Raw genomic sequence first — 20,162 nt, forward strand, 5'->3', positions numbered from 1 at the left:
CGCTGGCGCTTCTGCCGCCTCTAGCGGCGCACGCAGTGCTGCCCGCAGCGCTGGCGCTTCTGCCGCCTCTAGCGGCGCACGCAGTGCTGCCCGCAGCGCTGGCGCTTCTGCCGCCTCTAGCGGCTCGCACACCTCCGCCCGGAGCGCTGGCGCTTCTGCCGCCTCTAGCGGCTCGCATAGCGCTGCTCGGAGCGCTGGCGCTTCTGCCGCCTCTAGCGGCTCGCACACCTCCGCCCGGAGCGCTGGCGCTTCTGCCGCCTCTAGCGGCTCGCACACCTCCGCCCGGAGCGCTGGCGCTTCTGCCGCCTCTAGCGGCACGCTCAGCTCCGCCCGCAGCGCTGGCGCTTCTGCCGCCTCTAGCGGCTCGCATAGCGCTGCTCGGAGCGCTGGCGCTTCTGCCGCCTCTAGCGGCGCACGCAGTGCTGCCCGCAGCGCTGGCGCTTCCGCCGGGACAGTCAACTCCTCGCGCGGCATTCGCAGAGGATCTTTCCCGCTAACGGAAGGAGCTTCTCCCTTACCAAGGGGAAACGAAGCGTCCTTCTACAGCACCGGCATCATATCAAGAAAATCCAATCCGGCGGCTTTCGCCCGCATCATTATTCACAACCGCCGTCTTCAACCGATTCAGGCCGCGGTCGCCGTCGTCCAATGGCCTTCGTCCGATACCTCGAAGACCGTGACGCACAGCCTTATTTCCGTTCCGGCCAAACACAGCGAATACATTACGGCGGACATTGCCGGCGCAACCGGCGATTACGAAGTGCGCATAGCCGTTTCCGACAAAAAAAACGTCCTGATCAACGTCTTTAATATGGACGACCGGCTGGAGCCCATCGACGCAATGACGTTTCGGGACAAAGACTGAGCGGCCGGAGCGCTTTTCCGGCAAAAAACCGCAGACGGGCATATCGCCCGCGCTGCGGTTTTTTGGGTTGCGTAGCTTCGTCTCATATTTTCACGTCGCCGGAAAAATATCCGTAATCCCCGGCGTCGGGAAGAAATTCCCCGTCTGTATCCGCATCTTCGTCCCGGTTTCGAAGTCCGGCCGCTTCGTTTTCTTCCTCGGCTAACCAATCCTCGTTGACGATATGCGCCGGTATCGAAAGCCCGTCCAGCGCGTACGCCGTGTTCACCACCAGCGATTCGCTCAAGTTCGATTGCTCCGCCAGCACTCCGCCGTTCGCCTGCGCGATTTCGAGGGCGGAAGTCAAATCGTCCCCGTTCAGATGAATATGGACGCGGTTTCCTTCGTGCAGCACCGGGTCGTAACCGAGCTCCTGCAGCGTGTCGCACGCAATGGCCGCGCTCTTTGAATCTGCAAAGTTAAACAACAACGCTTTTGTATCCGTCGGCATGCGAGTTCCCTTCTTTCTTGCGGCACATAGCCGCCGATTCATTTCCCGTTAACAACATTAGAGTGCCCAACGTTGGCAGCAATCATGTCGTCCGTGCAAGATCCGGCAAAAATAAGAACGGACTCATCGTAAACGATTCGAAAAAGACTGTTGTCAATTGCCAAATAATTTTGCATAATCGTTTTAGAAGGTTTCTGTTAGGTTATATAACATAATAGGTTAAACCAGGGCATGGATTATGTGAGGTATGTGTCACTAACAAATATACACTAGTTATCTTCGATTATGAACATGGCTGCACTTCTAGAGCAGCGGATATTTTACGACTCCCGCGCCATGTGTCTTGCAAGTCGTTCATTCGTTCAACTTATGGATAAACAAGGAAGGTGCAAACGATGCAAAACGTATTTTACTTGATGAAGGAACCGATGTTCATTGTGGAGCTCGAGCATGACCGGTGGTCCATCCGCGATCTGAACCAATCGTTTACGGCGCTGTCCGGGTACAAAAAGAACGAGCTGCTGGAGGCCGATCCCGCCGGACTGCTGAAGGAAGGGCTGCCCTTCGGGCAATTGATCGCCCGCTTGACCGACGAAGCCGAAGAAGCGGCCGCGTCGCTGGAGTGGGAGCTGATCTCCAAGTCGACGGCCGCGGTTCCGGTTCGCCTCTCCTGCCGGACGCTGCAATCGGACGACAGAACCTGTTACGTCATCATGTGCCAGGACATCGCCGGGCAAAGATGGATCGAGGAATATGCCGTCGAAAACCATATCGACGCTTCACTCAGCGTCGACGCGCAATTTAAAATCCGTTCGCTCGAGCGTTATTACTCCCCGGTTAAAAATAAAGCGTCGCATTATTTGAATGCGTCCCTATTCGATTTTGTAGCCGAGAGCTCGCGCAAGCCGCTGCGCAAAGCGTTCGACAACGCCCGCACCGGCGGCGCCGTCGAGCAAGCCGAAGCAACGCTGCAAATCGGCGATTCGGTCTATTATGTGAGCGCGCTGATCAAGCCCCTGTTTAACGGATCGCGCGCCTTTAAAGGCTATATCGTGATCGTTACGAGCTTGCGTTTCCACGAGCAGGAGGAGGACCCGTCGCTCAAGCTGCGCATGCTGATGCTGAACAAAAACATATCCGCCACCTCCCTCGCGCAATCGACGCTTATATCCCTTACGACGATATCCAAAATCCGCAACGGCAAAATAAAAAAGCCCCAGCGGCTGACGGCAGAGCTCATTGCCGGCAGGCTGGGGGTCAAACCCGAAACGATCTGGAGCAGCTTCAAGCGGTAAGCCGCTCCTTTTTTATCGCATCTTAAACGTTGCTAAGCTACAGCTTGAAGCGCGAAACGACCTCGTTCATATCGAGCGCGATTTCGCTGAGCGAACCGGCGGACGAAGCGATTCCTCCCGCCGCGGCGGCTTGCTTATCGGATGCGGCGGCCACATGGCCCGAAATATCCGACGTTCTTCGGGCAATGTCCATCACCTGCTCCACCGATGCCGCCACCTGCTCGGAGCTGGCTGCGAGCTGCTCGGCTGCAGCGGCGACCTCCTGAATTTTGGCGGATACGTCGTCCGAAGCGTCCGCGATCCGCCGGAACGCCGCTCCGGCCTCGTTGATCTTGGAGATGCCTTTGCCGGATTCCTCCCTGCTGGCGTGCATCGACGCGGCCGTCTGCAGCGTATCGTCTTTAATTTTCGTAATGGTCTCCGTAATTTCCGATACCGCTTTGGCCGTTTGCCCGGAAAGCTGGCGCACCTCTTCCGCCACGACGGCGAAGCCTTTGCCGTGCTCGCCGGCGCGCGCCGCCTCGATCGAGGCGTTTAACGCAAGCAGATTCGTTTGCTTCGATATGTTGCCGATGAGATTAATAATGTTCCCGATGCTCTGCATATGGCTTTCCAGCTGCTCGACCTGCTGCGCGGCTCCGCGGATCGACTCGTCGATGGCGTTCATCGTCCGGACGGCATCTTCGATCGTGCCGGCGCCCTCCTTCGACCGTTCGGCCGCCTCCGCCGATATTTGCGATACGATGGAGCTGCTCTCGGCGATACGTTGTACCCCCGTCGACATCTCTTCCGTCGAACGGGCGATTTCGCCGAAGCTGACGAGCTGCTCGGATGCGCCCGCTGCCGCTTCGCGCACAAGCGATGCCGCCTCTTCCGCGGAGCTTGCGTTCTCCTGCGAAACCGCAAGCAGCTCCTGCGCCGATGCGGATATGCCCGCCGATGCCGCTTGCATGCGGCCTACAGCCCCTTGCATCATGGCGATCATCCCGCTTAGCGCATCCATCAGGACGGCGATTTCGTCGCGGGTACGCACCTTCGGCACCGTGACTTGCAGATCTCCTTCCGATACGAGGCGTACCGTTTCGGACGCCTTCTTCAGCGGAACGGAAATCGTTCTCCGTATGTAGAATAGAAGCCCTGCAATAAGCGCGACGGCAACGCCGATGCCGATTCCCGACACTATTGCGCTCTGGTTGTAAATGCGCCGGCTTGACGCGCTTTCGTCGCTCGCCCCCGACTGATTCTGCCAGATCAGCGCGTCCGTATAGGTGCTAAGCGCGTTAAAGGAATTTTCCGAATCGCGGATCGCCGTGTCGATTTGGCGGTCGTCCCCTTTGGAATCGAGAACGTCGACCAGATGGTTGTAGCCCTCGATGTAGATGCTCCACTGGGATTTCAGCGATTCATACAGCCTCGAATCGTCCGTCTTCGTATACCCTGTCCGGTAGGATGCGAATATTTGCTCGAGCTCGGCGATCGCCGCCTCGCCTTGCGACTTCAGGCTCTCCATTTGAGCCGGAGTATCCTTCTGGTAGATCATCTTGTACTGAATGGTCAACAAGTTTTCGTTGGCATGGTTTAATTCAAGAATCGCCTGCGTGTTTAGAAGCCAAATGCCCGATATTTTCGCCGCGTTCTCGTTCATCTTGCCCATCTGCGTGAAGGAGATGATGCCGTTCGCCGCCAATATGACAAGAATGACGAGAAATGATGCCGTCAGACGTTGACTGACCGTTAGATTGAACTTCCTTAAGCGCATAAATTGCCCCCTTCGTCTCGATTAATTATGTATAAAATATAGTATATATTACACTCCTATCATTACTAAAGCCCTATTTTTTCATTATTTTCATGAACGATATCGGTCGATTTCTGTCATCATCTGAAATTCTCTATTTATCGACAAAAAGTTAAATAGTTTTAATTTTTATGAAAAGGCTCAAAAAAACGGCCGTTCCTTTAAACCGGTTAAAGGAACGGCCGTACGGCCGAAGCTTATAATCATGGCTCCGTTCAATCGTTCGATGCCGGTTCGGTCGCCGCTCTCAGCTCCCGCTCCAGCTCTTCCGCATACTCCCGCTTCTCGTCATCGCTATACCGCAGACACTCCGCCATACATTCCAATACGCCGTCTTTCCATCGCCGCACCCAAGCAATGTCGAAAAACAACGCCCCTGTCCGTCTTACAAAAAAATCGACCGGCTTTACGGCCATTTCTTCTTCGACCGAATACAGGAGCATGCCGTACACATCGGCCGGGAGACCGTGCGCGGACGGCAGATCCGGACTCCACTTCTTGATCCGGTCGAACAATTTAGGCGCGTTCGAGCCGTAACGGGCCGCAAGCCATTTCGCGCTTGACGCGGAAAGTCCGAGGCTAACCCCCTTCTCTTGCATGCTCGCAACAAATGCGGGCAGCTTCGCCGAGCCGCCGACGTCGCCTCCGGAAATCGGCAGCGTACGCGTTGCGCAAGCGGCGAACGGACCGCGCCCTTCCGCCTTCAAATCGGCGACAAGACGGTCCGTTACCGTCTCCGCCATCTTCCGGTAGCCGGTCAGCTTGCCTCCGGCAATCGTCAGCAGCCCGGACGGCGACACGAATATTTCATCCCGTCTCGACACTTCGGAAGGCGACTTCCCTTCTTCGTAAATAAGCGGCCGCAAGCCCGACCAGCTCGACTCGACATCGCGGGCCGCAAGCTTCAAGCCAGGAAACAGGCCGTTCACGGCCGCAAGCAAATAATCCCGATCCGCTGCGGTCATTCTCGGATTGGCCGTATCGCCGGTATAATCGGTATCGGTCGTTCCGACATACGTTTTCCCGTCGCGGGGAATGGCGAACACCATTCTGCCGTCGGGCGTATCGAAATAGATCGCTTGACGCAGCGGAAACCGGTCTCCGTCGAATACCAGATGAACCCCTTTGGTCAGACGGAGGGTTTTTCCTTTTTTGGAGCGGTCAAGCTCTCGCAGCCCGTCTACCCAAGGCCCCGTCGCGTTCACGACCTTGCGCGCCCGAATCGTAAACGATTCGCCGCCGATCATATCCCGCGCACGAACGCCGGCCGCTTTACCGTCCTCGCGGTATACGAACTCCTCTACTTTGACGTAGTTGACGGCGTCCGCCCCAAGCTCCGCGGCCTTCTTGAGCACCTCGACCGTCAGCCGGGCGTCGTCCGTCCGGTATTCCACGTAATAGCCGCCGCCCTTCATTCCTTCCGCCTTCAGCAGAGGCTCTTTCTTAAGGGTTTCTTCCTTGCTTAGCATCGTGCGCCGCTCCTCGCGCTTTACGCCGGCCAGATAGTCATAAACGCGCAGCCCGATCGACGTGCTGAACGGCCCGAACGTGCCCCCCCGGTACAGCGGGAGCAGCATCCGTTCCGGCGTCGTCACATGCGGCCCGTTCTCGTACACGACGGCCCGTTCCTTCCCGACCTCCGCAACCATTTTCACCTCGAATTGCTTCAAATAACGCAGTCCCCCGTGTACGAGCTTCGTGGACCTGCTGGACGTGCCCGCCGCAAAATCCTGCATCTCCAGGACCGCCGTCTTCAGCCCCCTGCTCTGCGCGTCAAGCGCAATGCCCGCTCCCGTAATGCCGCCGCCGATAATGACGACGTCGTACAGCTCTTGTTCCATTGCTGCCAGCTTGCCCGCCCGGTCCGTTGCCGAAAATGAATGCTTCATCCCGTATCCTTCCTCTCCGCAGCTTCGATATGTGAAAAAAACCGCGACGACCCGGACTAAAGCGCCAAAGCTTTAGCCGGGTTCTATCGCGGTTCTCCTAATCTCCTACCGGAACTATTAACTTGTCGTAACTTGTAAATCGTTTTACCAATAATTGCCCTTATCATTTAAAAGCCATAGCCGCTTGAACGGCTTTTTTCCAGCCGGCGTACAGGCGGCTCCTGTCCTCTTGCGGCATGCCTGGCGTGAAAGCCCGGTCCAGCTTCCAGCTTTCCCGGATTTCCTGCTTGCTCTTCCAATAGCCGACCGCCAGCCCGGCCAAATAAGCGGCCCCAAGCGCCGTCGTCTCGTTCACGACGGGCCGCTCCACTTCCACGCCCAGCATATCGCTCTGGAACTGCATCAGAAAATCGTTGCGGACGGCGCCGCCGTCGACGCGTAAGGCAGGAAGCAGCAGCCCGGAATCGATCGCCATCGCGTCCAGCACGTCCTTGCTCTGGTAAGCGAGAGATTCGAGCGTGGCCCGGACGAAATGCTCCTTGGTCGTGCCGCGCGTCAGCCCGAATACGGCGCCTCGAACCTCGCTGTCCCAATAAGGCGTGCCCAATCCGACAAACGCCGGCACTACGTAGACGCCTTCGGTGGAGTTTACCTTCGACGCGTAAGCTTCGCTGTCGGCCGAAGTTTTCAGCATCCGGAGACCGTCCCGCAGCCATTGCAGCGCCGAGCCCGCCACGAATACGCTGCCTTCCAGCGCATATTGCACCTCTCCGTCGATTCCCCAGGCGATCGTCGTCAGCAGGCCGTGCTTCGATTCGACGGCTTCGGCGCCCGTATTCATCAGCATGAAACAGCCGGTGCCGTAGGTGTTTTTGGTCATGCCCTTGTCGAAGCAAGCTTGCCCGAACAAAGCCGCCTGCTGGTCGCCCGCAATGCCCGCGATCGGAATGCGGCTGCCGAAGAAATGATGCTCCACCGTGTACGTATACACTTCCGACGAAGACCGTACCTCGGGCAGCATCGCGGACGGAATACCGAGAATACCGAGCAGCTCCTCGTCCCAGCGCAGATCCCGGATATTATACAGAAGCGTTCTGGACGCATTGGAATAATCGGTAATATGGGCTTTGCCGCCGCTCAGCTTCCAGACGAGCCATGTGTCGATCGTCCCGAACAGCAGCTCCCCGTTCTCCGCTTTCTCGCGTGCGCCCTCCACATGATCGAGGATCCACTTGATTTTGGTGCCGGAAAAATAAGGATCGATAAGAAGCCCCGTCTTCCGCCGGAAAAGCTCGTCATAGCCTTGGCCCTTCAGCTTTTCGCATATATCGTTCGTCTGCCGGGACTGCCAAACGATCGCGCGATGGATCGGATGCCCCGTATGCTTATCCCATACGACCGCCGTTTCCCGCTGGTTCGTAATGCCGATCGCCGCAATCTGGTCCGGCTGTACGGCCGCTTTCGTCAGCGCTTGCGCTATAACGCCAAGAACCGAAACCCAGATTTCGCCGGCGTCATGCTCCACCCATCCCGGCTCGGGATAATATTGCCGGATCTCCTGCTGCGCGGAGCATACGGCATGCCCTTCCTTATCGAATAAAATCGCCCGCGTGCTTGTCGTTCCTTGGTCGATTGCAAGAACGTACCGCTTCGCCGTCACGACCTTCCCCTCCTCAACGTTTTGCGGAGCAATGCTCCCTTGATCTGCTTCGCAGCAAAATCGTGCTTCGGAAGCCTCTGCTTCGTTTTGCGGAGCAAGGCTCCCCTGATCTGCTTCGCAGCAAAATCTTGCTTCGAAAGCATCTGCTTCGTTTTGCGGAGCAAGGCTCCCCTGATCTTCTTCGCAGCAAAATCGCGCTGCGGAAGCACTCACCTATTCGCTACTTGCGTTCAAAATGTTTCCAAAGCTCGGCGTTCGACGTCGTTACCGCGGAAGCTCCCGCCGCAAGCGCCTGCTCCACGTCGTTTACGGTGCGGATCAAGCCTCCCGCAAAGACGGGAATACCCGTCCTTTCGGACACCTCGGTAATGATATGCGGAATGACGCCCGGCAGCACTTCGATGTAATCGGGCTTCGTCCGCTCGAACATGGCGTAGCTTTTCTCGAGCGCGTTCGTATCCAGCAGGAACATCCGCTGAATGGCCAAGAGCCCGTTCTGCTTCGTCTTGGCGATAACGCCGGCCCGAGTGGACACGATTCCCGCGGGGCATACGACCTGGCACAAATATTCGGCCGCATACTCGTCGTTTTTAAGCCCTTCGATCAAGTCCGCATGCAGAATCGGCTTTTTGCCGTGGGACTTTGCCAGCTGCACGATCGGCTGGAGCTGGCTTACATGCGTGTCGAGAATGACGATGTATTCATACGAAAGCTTCAGCAGCTTCTCCAAATCTTTCACTTTACGGGCCGCCGGAAGAATCCGTTGGCGATTAGCAAGCATGATCCGTTCCTCCCGTCTGTCGGCTGAGAAAAAAAAGAAAAGGAAAAAATCACGCACCCGTCCCTTTATGGGGCCAAGATAACCGTGCTCTCCTTTTCTCCGTCACCATATCAACTTGCCACTCATTATATAGCAAACTGTAAGCGGTGTCTATAAATAATTGCCGACCGCTTCAACGACTTGCGGAGCGCACGCCCGACAGCCCCGCAGCCCGATCCTTCTTATCGAATCAACTCATGTCCTCATTAGCGCAAGCAGCCTCGCCCCGAACGCATTCGGAGCAAGGCCGCTTGTGCTTAATGGGAACCGGTCCCGACTAGTAGCCGAGAGCGGTTTTCGCTTCCTTCCACTTCGCGTTAAGCTGGTCGAAAGCAGCCTGCAAATCGTCCGCTACGATATACTCCTGGACGTAGTCGCCGACGCCGATGCCGATTTGCGCTTTGTTGGCGATTTCGTTGAACTTCGGATCCGTCGCTTCGCTTTCGATAAACGTCGGATTAAACGACTGGAATTCGGCCAATTGCGGAATCGAGGACTCTTTCGTCTTGTCGATGGGCATAAATCCGGAATCTTCCACATAACCCGATTCCTTCACGAAAAACTCGACCCATGCCATGGCGAGCTCCTTGTTCTCGCTTTCTTTGCTTACGCCAACGATATAGTCGGAGCCGAGCGGAGCGTTATATTTGCCGCTGTTGTCGTAAGGCAGCGGGAAGAAGCCGATATCCTCCGATGCCGCGCCCGCACCGATAATTTGCGGAATAACCCAGTTGCCGAGGAAATACATGCCCGCTTTCCCCGCAGCCATTTCTCCTTTCGACATTTCCCAGTTGTTCGTATACAGATCCTTCTCGACCCAGCCCTTCTGCACGAAGGTGCGGGCAATATTGGCGAGCGTCCCCCAAGCGTTGTCGACTTTGAAAGGCGCTTCTTCCGCCACCAGCTTCGAGACGAACTGCGGATCTCCGGCTACGTACCAAGCGGAATTGTCCGCCCAGTTGCCCATCGGCCATTGGGCGCCGAAGTTCATATAAAGCGGAATGATGTCCGCCGCTTTCAATTTTTCGGCTGCCGCATAAAGCTCGTCGAGCGTAGCGGGCACTTTGTCGATCCCTGCGGCTTCGAACGCCTTCTTGTTGTAAACGATCCCTTGCGTGTTGACGCCGGTCGTGATGCCGTACCGTTTGCCTTCATAAAGCGTGTTGTCCGCGAAGTAGACGTTCTCGAACATGGAATCCGGGAGCGGCTCGAAATATTTGCCGTACTCCGATACGGCCATTCCCGGCGGAATCATCAGCACATCGCCGGCTTCTCCGGTCGTAATGCGAACTTGAATATCCGTCGCGTAGTTGGTAAGACCTTCAAACTCAAGCTCGGCATTCGGGTATTTCTTCTTAAATTCGGCCTCGTATTTGTCCATCGTTCCGTCGTTGACCAAATCCGTGCGGTGCGTGAGCACCTTCAGCTTGCCGCCGAGCTCGGCGGCGCCGCTCGAAGCGGATGGCTGGCTGGAGGCTTCGCCGCTTGGCGATGCGTTATTCGCCTGGTTCGAATTGTTGCCTCCGCAAGCAGCCAGAATCGATACGGTTAATGCAAGAACGAGCGCGGCTACCAAACCTTTTTTCATTTCGTTACCCCCTGCACTTTGATTTTGCGTCTATACGCAATTGATATCGCTTACATTTACCATCTTATCTACGAGCGGGCCGAAAACAAATGAGATTTATTTGTTTTTATTGTCATCAATTATGCTAACAACAACGATGCTTGTTAGGCGGACATTCTTTCAACAGGGAACGATAACGCGATTTCCCTCTACTTGACCGCCCCGTTCGTCACTCCCGCAAAAATGTAGCGCTGCATGAACAAGAACAGCAGAACGGTCGGAATGAAAATGATAAGAATACCGGCCGAGATGACGTTAAGCTGAGCCGCGTTCGGCCCGATGAAGGAATAGATCGCCGTCGAGACGACTTTTAACTTCTGGCTCGGCATATAGAGATACGGCGTGTAAAAATCGTTATAGATGCTGATGCTTTTCAGAATGACGAGCGTAGCCGTCGCTGGCGCAAGCAGCGGGAAGATGATCGAACGGTATATTTTGAACAAGGATGCCCCTTCGATCATGGCGCTTTCGTCCAAATCCTTCGGGATGCTGTTCACGAACTGCAAATAAATGACGATCTGCAGCACATCCGCGCCCAAATAAAGCAGGATCGGCGCCAGCATCGTATTGTAAACGCCAAGACTTTGGATGACGCTGAAGGTTGCGACTTGCGTCGTGACCATCGGAATGACCTGCGCGACGAGATACATTCCCATAATGCCTTTCTTCAGCTTAAAGTCGAAACGCCCGATCGCGTAGGCGACCATCGTTCCGAACATAATATTGCCGACCACCGAAACGGCAAGAACGATTAGAATATTCCGGAAGCCGAGACCGAGATCGCCGACGTGGATCACCTTGGCGAAATTATCGAAGTTCAGGAAGTCGTCAGGCAGGGCAAGGCCCGACTGGTAATATTCCACCTGCGTCTTGAACGCCCCGACGACGACGGAATAGATCGGAAAGAAAACGACGAACAAGGCGATAGCGAGCGTAACATATTTGAAAACCAAAAAACCGATCGATTGCTCTTGCTTCATCTTTATTTCTCCCCTCTGAACAGCAGCTTCCGTTGAATGACGATGAACAGCAATACGATAACCAGAAGAACAACCGCCATCGCGGACGCCAGACCGAAATTCTGGTACTTAAATGCCGTATCGACCGTCTTGATGACGAAAGTCGACGTATCGTTGGCGCCAAGCAGCATGACGTAAGGGATGTCGAACGCTTCGAGCGCCCCCGTTAGCGTCAGAATCAGCATCAGCTCGAGCACGCTGCGGATGCTCGGGAGCGTAATGTACCGGAACCTCTGCCATCCCGACGCCCCGTCGATGGAGGCCGCTTCGTAAAGGTCGTTCGGTATCGATTGAAGAGCCCCGATAAAAATGACCATATTCAGTCCCATGTACTTCCACATCGAGATGAAAGCCAGCGAGAAATTGACCAGCCGCTTGTCGCCCAGCCAGCTTTGTTGCCACGATTCCAGCCCAAGCGCGCCAAGAAGCGCGTTCAGCGAGCCGTATTCCATATGGTAGACGTTCTTGAACATAATGACCGTCGCCACGCTGTGCAGCACGTAGGGCAAAAACAAGGCGACGCGGAATCCGTTCCTGCCGCGCAGCCTGCCGGTCAGAATGACCGCAAAGTAGAGCGCAAAGCCAACCTGAACGAGCCCTCCGACGAAATAATAAAGATTGTTCTTGAGCGAAGCGAACACTTCGGGCTTCGTGAAAATTTCCTTGTAGTTGTCGAAGCCGATAAAGTTCATATCCCAGCCCAAGCCGGTCCAATCCGTCAAGCTGTAATAGAGCAAAGATACGGCCGGATAATACGAGAAGGTGAGGGACAGAAGAACGGGAATGGTCAGAAACCCGAACAAAATAAGATAGCGCTGCGTTTTGTAGCTGAAGTTGAACACGTTCCTCTCCTCGCTTTCCATCAGAGTGTTACCGCTTTCAAGATTATAAAACAGGATGATTCAAATGATAATGGCCTTCGTTTTGTTTTATTGTCTTTATTTTTGATAATCTTTACCTAACAAGATCGCGGTACTCTTTGGGCGTCTTCCCGGTCATTTTTTTGAACACTTTCGTAAAATAAGCCGGATCGGGGTATCCGACCCGCTCCCCGACCATATAGGTTTTCAAGCCGATATCCTCGCGCAGCAGCCGCTTCGCATGCTCGATACGTTCCCGGATAATGTAGTCGGTTATCGTTTCGCCCGTCTCCGTCTTAAACAGCTTGCTTAAATAGCTGGGCGTCAAATAGACGATATCGGCCAGTTGCTGCAGCTCGAGCTCCTCCGCATAATGCTCGTGGATGTAGCATTTGATCGTTTCCACCGTCCGGTTCTCGTTTCTGGCGTTTTCCAGCAAACCGATCTTGCGCGTCATTCTTTCCTTCAGCATCTCCGCGAATGCCCGCCAGTTCTCGTAATCGCGGGGAGCGCCGAGATCCCCGAATTGTTCATTGCGAATGCTGCGAAGCTCCAATTCCTCCGCAAGGAGCGCCTCCAAATCGGAGCACGCTTCCGCAAGCTCCCGCCAGCCTAGCCGAAGCGCGGCCGTCTCGTTCAGCCACAAGCCGAACGCCTCTTCCGCACGCGCGTATTCGCCGAGCTGCAGCGCCGGAAGCAGCCCCTTCTCCGCCATTCGAAGCAGCCGGTACCTCTCCTCCTTGCGCGGAACGCGCTCCGTTTCTCCGGAGCACCAGCGGGACTCCGCGCTGTACCAGGCATGCTCGAACGCCGTCTCCGCTTCCCGATAAGCCTGCGGCAGCCAGCCGCTCCCGAAGAACACGCCGCTCATGCCGGCCTTCGCCCGCGTATGGGGCGGCATCCGCTGCAGCAGCGTCACTGCCCGTTCGCGGACCGTATTCGCATGACCGGACGGGCCAATGGAGAAAATAACCGCCTTCCGGTTGGCGTCGCTGGCCGCGATTTGCCGGTCGGCTCCCCAATCCTCCGTCAGCCCGGCCAGCTGCGCTTCCGTCAGATCCGGCGATGTGCGAAGCAGCAGAACGGCATAGGACTTGCGGAACAGCGGCATTCGGTCCAGTCTGCCGGTCACCTCCTGCAGCAGTTGCTCCGGCAATCGCCGCTCCTCCCCGCATAACAGGAAGCTGACCAGATCGTCCGACTCCAGCCTCTCCTCGCCGCGCTCCCGCTCGAGGGTTTCGTGCACCGTCGCCAGCAGCCGATAAAGATCCTTCATATTCACCGGCTTAAGCAAATATTCCAGCGCGCCTTGCCGCATGGCCGTCCGGGCATATTCGAAATCGTTATAGCCGCTCAGTACGGCGAATTTCGCGTTCCATCCTTGCTCCTTCGCTTGAGCCATAAGCTGCAGGCCGCTCATCTGCGGCATTCGGATATCGGTGATGACCAGCTCAGGCTTCATTGCGGACCATTGATTAAGCAGCTCTTGGCCGCTTGCGAAAGTTCCGACGACTTCATATTGCGCTCCCGCATCCGCGATCAGCTTGCCGAGCCCAAGCCTGATCCGTTCCTCGTCGTCTACGACCGCTATTCTAAGCATCGTCCATTCCTCCCGATTCGTTCAATTTCGCTTCGATTGCGGGAAACCGGATCGCAACGACCGTGCCTCGTCCTTCTTCGCTCTCTACGGCAAGGCCGTAAGACATGCCGTAACGCAGCTTCAATCTGTCGTTTACGTTGCGCAGTCCGATGCCGCGTTCTCCGTTCCCCAACGGCTCCGGCGCTTCGAGCATTTGCCGCAAACGGTGCAAAGCCGCTTCATCCATGCCCGCGCCGTCGTCCTTGACCGAAAAGCAATGATCGCTTCCCTCCCGCCGGTAGCCGATGCAAATACGGAGCAACTGCTTCGTCTCGTCGAACCCGTGGTTCACGGCATTCTCTACGATCGGTTGAAATAGCAGCTTCATGACCCGAATGCCGCCTACCGCCGGATCCTCCGGCAATTCAAGGACGAACCGCTCCCCGTACCGGTAGTTCAGCAGCCGGATATAGGCGCGGAGATGCTCCCATTCCAGCTCGGCCGGAACGATCTCGCTCCCGGCATGAATGCTGTACCGCAGCTGCTGCCCGAGCAGCTGCACCATTTCTCCCACTTCCGTATCGTTATGAAGCACGGCCGTCATCCGAATCGTCTCCAGCGTGTTGTAGATAAAATGAGGGTTGATCTGATGCTGGAGACTTTCGAGCTCGATCTCCTTCTTCCGCTTCTCGATCCGGTAAATATCTTCAATCAGCTGTTTGATGCGGGCCATCATCCGGTTGAACGCAAGGCCGATCATTCCCGCTTCGTCGCGTCTTCGGACTGGAAAAGCGACGTCCAACCGGCCCGTCTGCACCCGCTTCATCAAGCTGACGATCGAGCGCAGCGGCCGCGTTAACGCATAAATGAGAATAAGCGAGATGACCAGGGCAAAGCTCGTCACTCCCGCTGCGGCTGCAAAGGTGTAGTTGCGCGTTTGAACGGCCTCCCGCATCAGCTGCTCCTCCGGGACGGTGATCAGCATCAGCCAGCCGGTCTGTTCCGATCTTTTATAGACGGCCAGATGCGGCTTCCCGTTCACGTCCAGATGAAAGCTGCCCTCGCCGCCCTTCGCTTTGACGAACGCTTCATTGCTTGCCATATTGCGGGCCAAATATTTTTTTTCGCTGTCGTAAATCACTTTTCCGTTGTCGTCGAAAATAAACGTCGATCCGTGCGTCGTATCGTCCAGATCGGTCACGATATTTTCGATCACCGCGATGTTCGCGTCCACCGCGATCGTGCCGATCGAACGGTAAGACTTGTCGATGATGTCCCTTACGACGGTGAACATAAATTGATTGCTGCCGGGCAGAACCGCGATTTCCTGCGTGCTGACCAAGACGGGCTTTCCTTGGGCCGCGGACGCCATCTCCCGCCAACCGGCGTAATATTGCTGCAGATCCGACCGCTTGCCTCCGCTTTTAATGACGTAATACGGGTTGCCGTAAAGGTCGAACAAATAAACGTTGCTCGTGCCTTCCTTGATATTGTTCATAAAATAAATGCTGCGTTCGACCTTTCGCGTAATTTGCAGCTTCACTTGATTTCCGCCCGCTTCGCCGGCCGATCCCGATTCCCCGGCGTTCGCGTAATGCCGGTTGGACATGACGAGACCGGACTGAATTTCGTTCAGATAAGACGGAATGATCGATATTTTTTTCATATCGTTGACATAGTCGTCCAGCTTGCCCATCATTTTGCTCGATATTTGCGAGACATAAGCGACCGTGTTCGATTCGATCGTCGACGTGTAACGGAGCGCGGCGATATATGTAATAAGCCCGATCGGCAAAATGATAAGGAACAGAAACACGACGAACAGCTTCCCTTCCATGCGGCTTGCCGGCCGTTCGGTCCATCGTCTCAGCACAGATCTCCCGACGCTCATTTAATCCGCCGCTTTCGCATAGGCCGTCGACTCGCGCAGCACGAAGTCTCCCGCCAGCATTATTTTCTCCTGCGGGCTGTCCGGCTGCGCCACTCTTCTCAGCAGCGTTTCGACCGAGCGGCGGCCGAGCGCTTCCTTATGGACGTGGACCGTGCTAAGCGTCGGCGACGAAAGAGCAGCGTCCTCAATGTTGTCAAAGCCCGTTACGGAGCAGCGCTCCGGAACCGCAATGCCCATTCGTCCGAGCACCGTCATCACGCATATGGCAATGGAATCGTTCGCGCAGACGAACGCGGTCGGCAGCTCCTTCATGCGCTTCATGATGCGCTCGAGCGCCTCCGTCATTTCCGAACGGTTGTCGCCTTCGAAGGCGAGCAGCTCCTCCTCCTGAACGGCGGCGATCCCTTGCTCCTTCAGCATCGAGCGGTAGCCTTGATAGCGGTCGGCGAAGCTGCGCGAATAACGGATATTGCCGACGAATTGCAGCTTCCGGTGGCCGCAGCCGAGCAGGTAATTCGTTACCCGCCGCATGCATTCCGTATTGTTCATAAACAGCGTATCCGACGGAATAAGCGGATCCTCATGGTCGACGAGCACGAACGGTATGCCCAGGCTTCGAATTTCGAGCAGCAGCTGGGAGGAAATAAGACCGACGCCGATAATGCCGCGAACGCCGCTCGGATTGATCAAATTGGAGAAGCTGTCCTTGAATTGATCCGTGACGATCACCATTCCGATGCCTCTCGCTTCGAGCTCCGCGGTAATGCCGTCGATAATTCTTCCCCAATATAACGAATCGCGCGTCTGATACCTAACATTCGGCACGAGTACGATAACGGTTTCGGGCGATGACACGCCGCTTGGGTCCGCATCGTTTTTTTTCGCGGCCGCCTTCGGCGGCTTGCCTGCGAAGTATCCGAGCTGCGTCGCCGTATGGACGATTTTCTCTCTCGTTTCCAGACTGACGCCGGGCTTGCCTGAAAGCGCTTTAGAAACTGCGAATTTCGAAAGGCCGAGATGATCGGCAATTTGCTGCATCGTAACCTTGTTGCCCGCCATATGCTGCCACCCTTCACTATTCTTGTTTATTTTTTGTTATCATAACACAGGTTTTGTTAGCAAAACAATTTGAAAATGATTAACGGCCTCCTTTCGCCTTGAGCATCGCCATTCATCGATATCACATGCAAAAACGGCATCGTCCCGGGAAGGGTCAATGCCGTTTTTGCTTGTTTATGCGATTAAGATGCCGGCCGGGTCAGCTTCGAGGAAGTGATCTGTAAACGAACAGGTATAAAGCGATAAACTCGTCCACCTTCAACTGTATTTATGCAATTAAGTTCTTCAACCGGTTATTGTTCACTGGAGACGCAAGCGCAAAAAACCCGCCTTCGGCGTACAGCCTTGGGCGGGTTCTTGAGCGTATTATTGTGCAGCTTGCAAGAGAGCTTATGACGATGCGGGAGCCTGCAGGCAACCGCCCCGCCGACTACCCCCGGAATGCCGCCAGTTCGGCGTTCAGTCCGCGAGTCGCGCCGTACACTTGCTGGTATACGCGGAACAGCTTGCCGTAGACGGCAGCCGCCTCCGCATTCGGCTTGTACGAGCGCGCATGCTTGACGAAGCTTGCGGCGCAATCGTCGAGGCTGGCGAACCAGCCGCAGCCGTAAGCCGCCAGCATGGCCGCGCCAAGGCCCGGGCCTTGCTCGTTCTCGAGCGCGACGACCTCGGCGCCGAAAATATCGGCCTGCATTTGCAGCCAGACCGGATTTTGCGCGCCTCCGCCGATCGAGACGATTTGGTCGACCGACTTGCCCGCCTGGCGGAACATATCGACCGACTCGTGCAGCGAGAACGTAATGCCCTCCATAACCGCGCGGGCGAAATGCTTCCGCTCGTGCGAGCCGTCGATGCCGATGAAGCTGCCGCGGATCGTCGAATCCGCATGCGGCGTCCGTTCGCCGACGAGGTACGGCGTGAACAGCAGGCCGTTCGAGCCCGGCTTCACGTCGCCGACGCCGGCCAGCAGCTCGTCGAACGATTCGCCCGGGGCGAACGTCTTCTTGAACCAGCTGAGGCTGTAGCCGGCCGCAAGCGTTACGCCCATCGCGTAGAAGGCGTCCTCTTTGCCGTGGTTGAAGAAATGAACCTTGCCGGCAAAATCTTTCGTTTTGTCGTTCTCATACGACAAAATGACGCCGGACGTGCCGATGCTGCATAGCGTGAGGCCTTCGCTTAAGATGCCTGCGCCGATCGCGCCGCAGGCGTTGTCCGCGCCGCCGGCGAACACCTTCGTCGCCGGCGACAGACCGGTCCGCTCGGCAATCTGCGGCAGCAGCGTGCCGACGAGGCCGTGCGATTCGACGAGCGGCGGGCAGAAGCCGGCGTCAAGGTTAAACGCTGCGAGCACTTCGTCGCTCCAGCGCTTGCCCGCTACGTCGAGCAGCAGCGTGCCCGCTGCGTCGGAGTAATCCATGTGCAGCTCGCCGGTCAGGCGGTAGCGCACGTAATCTTTCGGCAGGACGAAGATCGCGGCCTGCGCGAAAGCTTCGGGTTCGTGCTCGCGAACCCACAAAATTTTCGGCAGCGTGAAGCCTTCCAGCGCCGGATTGCGGGTGACGCTCAGCAGCTTGCCGCCAAGCGTCGCTTCGATCTCGCGGCACTGCGCCGTCGTGCGCGTGTCGTTCCACAGGATGGCGTTCCGCACGGGCTCGCCTTCCTTGTTCAGCAGCACCAGGCCGTGCATTTGGCCGGAGAAGCTGACGCCTTCGATATCGGCGGCCGATACGCCGCCTTGCGAAGCGAGCTCCTTCAGCGCCTCAACGGTCGCTTCCACCCAATCGTCCGGACGCTGCTCGCTCCAGCCGGAATGCTCGTGGAACAGCGGGTAGCTGCGGGACGCTTCTCCCGCAACTACGCCGTTCTGGTCTACCAGCAGCGCCTTGACGGCGCTTGTTCCGAGGTCAATCCCAATGACATAAGGCATGCCGGTTAAGACCTCCTATATTATACGCTGAAAATAATTTCGTTCAGGACGTGTTTGATGCGCTCCAGACGGCCGGATTCGGTCCGGACTGCGCTGTTTTGCAGCGCGTATTGCTCCAGCGATGCAAGCGTCGCTTTGCCGGATACGATGTCCGCGCCGATGCCTTCCTTGAAGCTGCGGTAGCGGTTCTCGATAATGCCGTCGATGACGCGCTCTTCGATCAGCTTCGCAGCCGCCTTGAGGCCCCAGGCGAAGCTGTCCATGCCGGCGATATGCGCGTACACCAGATCCTCCAGCTCGAACGAGCCGCGGCGCACTTTCGCGTCGAAGTTTACGCCGCCGCGGCCGAGACCGCCGGCTTTCAGCACTTCGTACATCGCCAGCGTCGTCGCGTACAGGTCGGTCGGGAACTCGTCCGTATCCCAGCCAAGCAGGTAGTCGCCTTGGTTCGCGTCGAGCGAGCCAAGCATGCCGTTGATTGCCGCCACGCGGATTTCATGCTCGAACGTGTGGCCGGCCAGCGTCGCGTGGTTCGCTTCGAGATTCAGCTTGAACTTGTCTTGCAGGCCGTATTTTTGCAGGAACGCGATCGTCGTAGCCGCGTCGAAGTCGTATTGGTGCTTCGTCGGCTCCTTCGGCTTCGGCTCGATCAGGAATTGCGCGTCGAAGCCGATCTCGTTCGCGTAATCGATCGCCATCCGGTACAGGCGCGCCAGGTTATCCAGCTCGAAGCCCATATCCGTGTTCAGCAGCGTTTCGTAGCCTTCGCGGCCGCCCCAGAATACGTAGTTTTCGGCGCCGAGCTCTTTGCCGACCTCAAGCCCTTTCTTCACTTGCGCAGCGGCATAAGCGTATACGCCGGCGTTTACGGCCGTGCCTGCGCCGTGCACATAACGCGGATTGGAGAACATGTTCGCCGTGTTCCAGAGCAGTTTTTTGCCGGTCGCTTTCATGTTGTCCTTGATTTGGGCAACGATAACGTCGAGGTTTTTGTTCGTTTCGGCCAGCGTGCTGCCTTCCGGCGCGATGTCGACGTCATGGAAGCAGAAGTAAGGAATGTTCAGCTTCTCCATAAATTCGAAGTTCGCTTCCACGCGCAGCTTCGCGCGGTCCAGACCGTCGTATTTGTCCCATTCGCGGTCTGCGGTGCCTACGCCGAACGGGTCGGAACCGGTAGCGACATAAGTGTGCCAATAAGCGACGGCGAAACGGAGATGTTCTTCCATCGTTTTGCCCAGCACGACTTCGCTAGGGTTGTAGCGTTTGAACGCAAACGGATTGTCGGAGCCTTTGCCTTCGAATTTGATCGTTGGAATATGGCTGAATACGGACATGGGTAAAATCCTCCTTTAAGTTGGCGGAGCTTGCGAACAAGCCCCGAAA

General features: G+C 56.5%; 15 protein-coding genes and 1 pseudogene. 2 read left to right on the top strand and 14 right to left on the bottom strand.

All coding sequences use genetic code 11. The features are described 5' to 3' along the window. A pseudogene (locus ACFSW5_RS09405) lies at positions 1–370 on the bottom strand (hypothetical protein); the annotation flags it as partial. Positions 371–676: 306 nt separating this feature from the next. Here ACFSW5_RS09405 and ACFSW5_RS09410 point away from each other — a divergent pair. Further along, a complete protein-coding gene (locus ACFSW5_RS09410; protein WP_379271888.1) occupies positions 677–865 on the top strand; it encodes a hypothetical protein in 189 nt (62 codons plus the stop codon). Positions 866–947: 82 nt separating this feature from the next. On the opposite strand, the gene ACFSW5_RS09415 is transcribed toward ACFSW5_RS09410, so the two are convergent. Next, a complete protein-coding gene (locus ACFSW5_RS09415) occupies positions 948–1,355 on the bottom strand; it encodes a hypothetical protein (protein WP_379271890.1) in 408 nt (135 codons plus the stop codon). Between the two features lie 395 nt (positions 1,356–1,750). Here ACFSW5_RS09415 and ACFSW5_RS09420 point away from each other — a divergent pair, with 395 nt between their 5' ends. Beyond that, on the top strand, positions 1,751–2,650 hold the full coding sequence (locus ACFSW5_RS09420) for a PAS domain-containing protein (protein WP_379271892.1): 900 nt from the start codon (positions 1,751–1,753) through the stop codon (positions 2,648–2,650). A 37-nt stretch (positions 2,651–2,687) separates the two neighbouring features. Here the strand turns inward: ACFSW5_RS09420 and ACFSW5_RS09425 are convergent, their stop codons facing one another. The 12 genes from ACFSW5_RS09425 to xylA all read right to left on the bottom strand — a co-directional run bounded on the left by ACFSW5_RS09425 (position 2,688) and on the right by xylA (position 20,113). Beyond that, positions 2,688–4,409, bottom strand: a complete 1,722-nt coding sequence (locus ACFSW5_RS09425) for a methyl-accepting chemotaxis protein (RefSeq protein ID WP_379271894.1) — start codon at positions 4,407–4,409, stop codon at positions 2,688–2,690. Positions 4,410–4,663: 254 nt separating this feature from the next. Continuing rightward, positions 4,664–6,337: a glycerol-3-phosphate dehydrogenase/oxidase gene (locus tag ACFSW5_RS09430; protein ID WP_379271897.1), complete on the bottom strand. Its 1,674-nt coding sequence runs from the start codon at positions 6,335–6,337 to the stop codon at positions 4,664–4,666. 163 nt (positions 6,338–6,500) lie between these two features. Then, positions 6,501–7,997, bottom strand: a complete 1,497-nt coding sequence (gene glpK, locus ACFSW5_RS09435) for a glycerol kinase GlpK (RefSeq protein WP_379271899.1) — start codon at positions 7,995–7,997, stop codon at positions 6,501–6,503. 220 nt (positions 7,998–8,217) lie between these two features. Further along, positions 8,218–8,778 carry a glycerol-3-phosphate responsive antiterminator gene (locus ACFSW5_RS09440; protein WP_379271901.1) on the bottom strand — a complete coding sequence of 187 codons (561 nt, stop codon included), beginning with the start codon at positions 8,776–8,778 and terminating at the stop codon, positions 8,218–8,220. Positions 8,779–9,094: 316 nt separating this feature from the next. Beyond that, positions 9,095–10,405, bottom strand: coding sequence for an ABC transporter substrate-binding protein (locus tag ACFSW5_RS09445; RefSeq protein WP_379271904.1), 1,311 nt, complete (start codon positions 10,403–10,405; stop codon positions 9,095–9,097). Positions 10,406–10,593: 188 nt separating this feature from the next. Further along, positions 10,594–11,424, bottom strand: coding sequence for a carbohydrate ABC transporter permease (locus ACFSW5_RS09450; protein ID WP_379271907.1), 831 nt, complete (start codon positions 11,422–11,424; stop codon positions 10,594–10,596). A 2-nt stretch (positions 11,425–11,426) separates the two neighbouring features. Beyond that, entirely contained in the window at positions 11,427–12,305 is an 879-nt protein-coding gene (locus tag ACFSW5_RS09455; protein ID WP_379272115.1) for a carbohydrate ABC transporter permease, read from the bottom strand. Positions 12,306–12,417: 112 nt separating this feature from the next. Beyond that, positions 12,418–13,923 carry a response regulator transcription factor gene (locus ACFSW5_RS09460; protein ID WP_379271910.1) on the bottom strand — a complete coding sequence of 502 codons (1,506 nt, stop codon included), beginning with the start codon at positions 13,921–13,923 and terminating at the stop codon, positions 12,418–12,420. After that, positions 13,916–15,793 (bottom strand): sensor histidine kinase, encoded by a 1,878-nt coding sequence (locus ACFSW5_RS09465; protein WP_379271913.1) that lies wholly within the window; start codon positions 15,791–15,793, stop codon positions 13,916–13,918. The genes ACFSW5_RS09460 and ACFSW5_RS09465 overlap by 8 nt, the downstream gene beginning before the upstream one ends. Then, positions 15,794–16,852, bottom strand: coding sequence for a LacI family DNA-binding transcriptional regulator (locus ACFSW5_RS09470; RefSeq protein ID WP_379271916.1), 1,059 nt, complete (start codon positions 16,850–16,852; stop codon positions 15,794–15,796). A 430-nt stretch (positions 16,853–17,282) separates the two neighbouring features. Continuing rightward, positions 17,283–18,779 carry a xylulokinase gene (gene xylB, locus ACFSW5_RS09475; protein ID WP_379271918.1) on the bottom strand — a complete coding sequence of 499 codons (1,497 nt, stop codon included), beginning with the start codon at positions 18,777–18,779 and terminating at the stop codon, positions 17,283–17,285. Between the two features lie 20 nt (positions 18,780–18,799). Further along, on the bottom strand, positions 18,800–20,113 hold the full coding sequence (gene xylA / locus ACFSW5_RS09480; protein ID WP_379271920.1) for a xylose isomerase: 1,314 nt from the start codon (positions 20,111–20,113) through the stop codon (positions 18,800–18,802). Positions 20,114–20,162 lie beyond the last annotated feature (49 nt).

This window comes from Paenibacillus thailandensis (genome assembly GCF_042685365.1).
In the GTDB taxonomy this organism is placed as follows: Bacteria; Bacillota; Bacilli; order Paenibacillales; family Paenibacillaceae; genus Paenibacillus_AP; species Paenibacillus_AP thailandensis.

Excerpts from the sequence above, each read along its gene's own strand:
- ACFSW5_RS09415 (WP_379271890.1), bottom strand. The coding sequence starts at position 1,355 with ATGCCGACGGATACAAAAGCGTTGTTGTTTAACTTTGCAGATTCAAAG.
- ACFSW5_RS09420 (WP_379271892.1), top strand. The coding sequence starts at position 1,751 with ATGCAAAACGTATTTTACTTGATGAAGGAACCGATGTTCATTGTGGAG.
- ACFSW5_RS09425 (WP_379271894.1), bottom strand. The coding sequence starts at position 4,409 with ATGCGCTTAAGGAAGTTCAATCTAACGGTCAGTCAACGTCTGACGGCA.
- ACFSW5_RS09430 (WP_379271897.1), bottom strand. The coding sequence starts at position 6,337 with ATGAAGCATTCATTTTCGGCAACGGACCGGGCGGGCAAGCTGGCAGCA.
- ACFSW5_RS09440 (WP_379271901.1), bottom strand. The coding sequence starts at position 8,778 with ATGCTTGCTAATCGCCAACGGATTCTTCCGGCGGCCCGTAAAGTGAAA.
- ACFSW5_RS09445 (WP_379271904.1), bottom strand. The coding sequence starts at position 10,405 with ATGAAAAAAGGTTTGGTAGCCGCGCTCGTTCTTGCATTAACCGTATCG.
- ACFSW5_RS09450 (WP_379271907.1), bottom strand. The coding sequence starts at position 11,424 with ATGAAGCAAGAGCAATCGATCGGTTTTTTGGTTTTCAAATATGTTACG.
- ACFSW5_RS09460 (WP_379271910.1), bottom strand. The coding sequence starts at position 13,923 with ATGCTTAGAATAGCGGTCGTAGACGACGAGGAACGGATCAGGCTTGGG.
- ACFSW5_RS09465 (WP_379271913.1), bottom strand. The coding sequence starts at position 15,793 with ATGAGCGTCGGGAGATCTGTGCTGAGACGATGGACCGAACGGCCGGCA.
- ACFSW5_RS09470 (WP_379271916.1), bottom strand. The coding sequence starts at position 16,852 with ATGGCGGGCAACAAGGTTACGATGCAGCAAATTGCCGATCATCTCGGC.
- xylB (WP_379271918.1), bottom strand. The coding sequence starts at position 18,779 with ATGCCTTATGTCATTGGGATTGACCTCGGAACAAGCGCCGTCAAGGCG.
- xylA (WP_379271920.1), bottom strand. The coding sequence starts at position 20,113 with ATGTCCGTATTCAGCCATATTCCAACGATCAAATTCGAAGGCAAAGGC.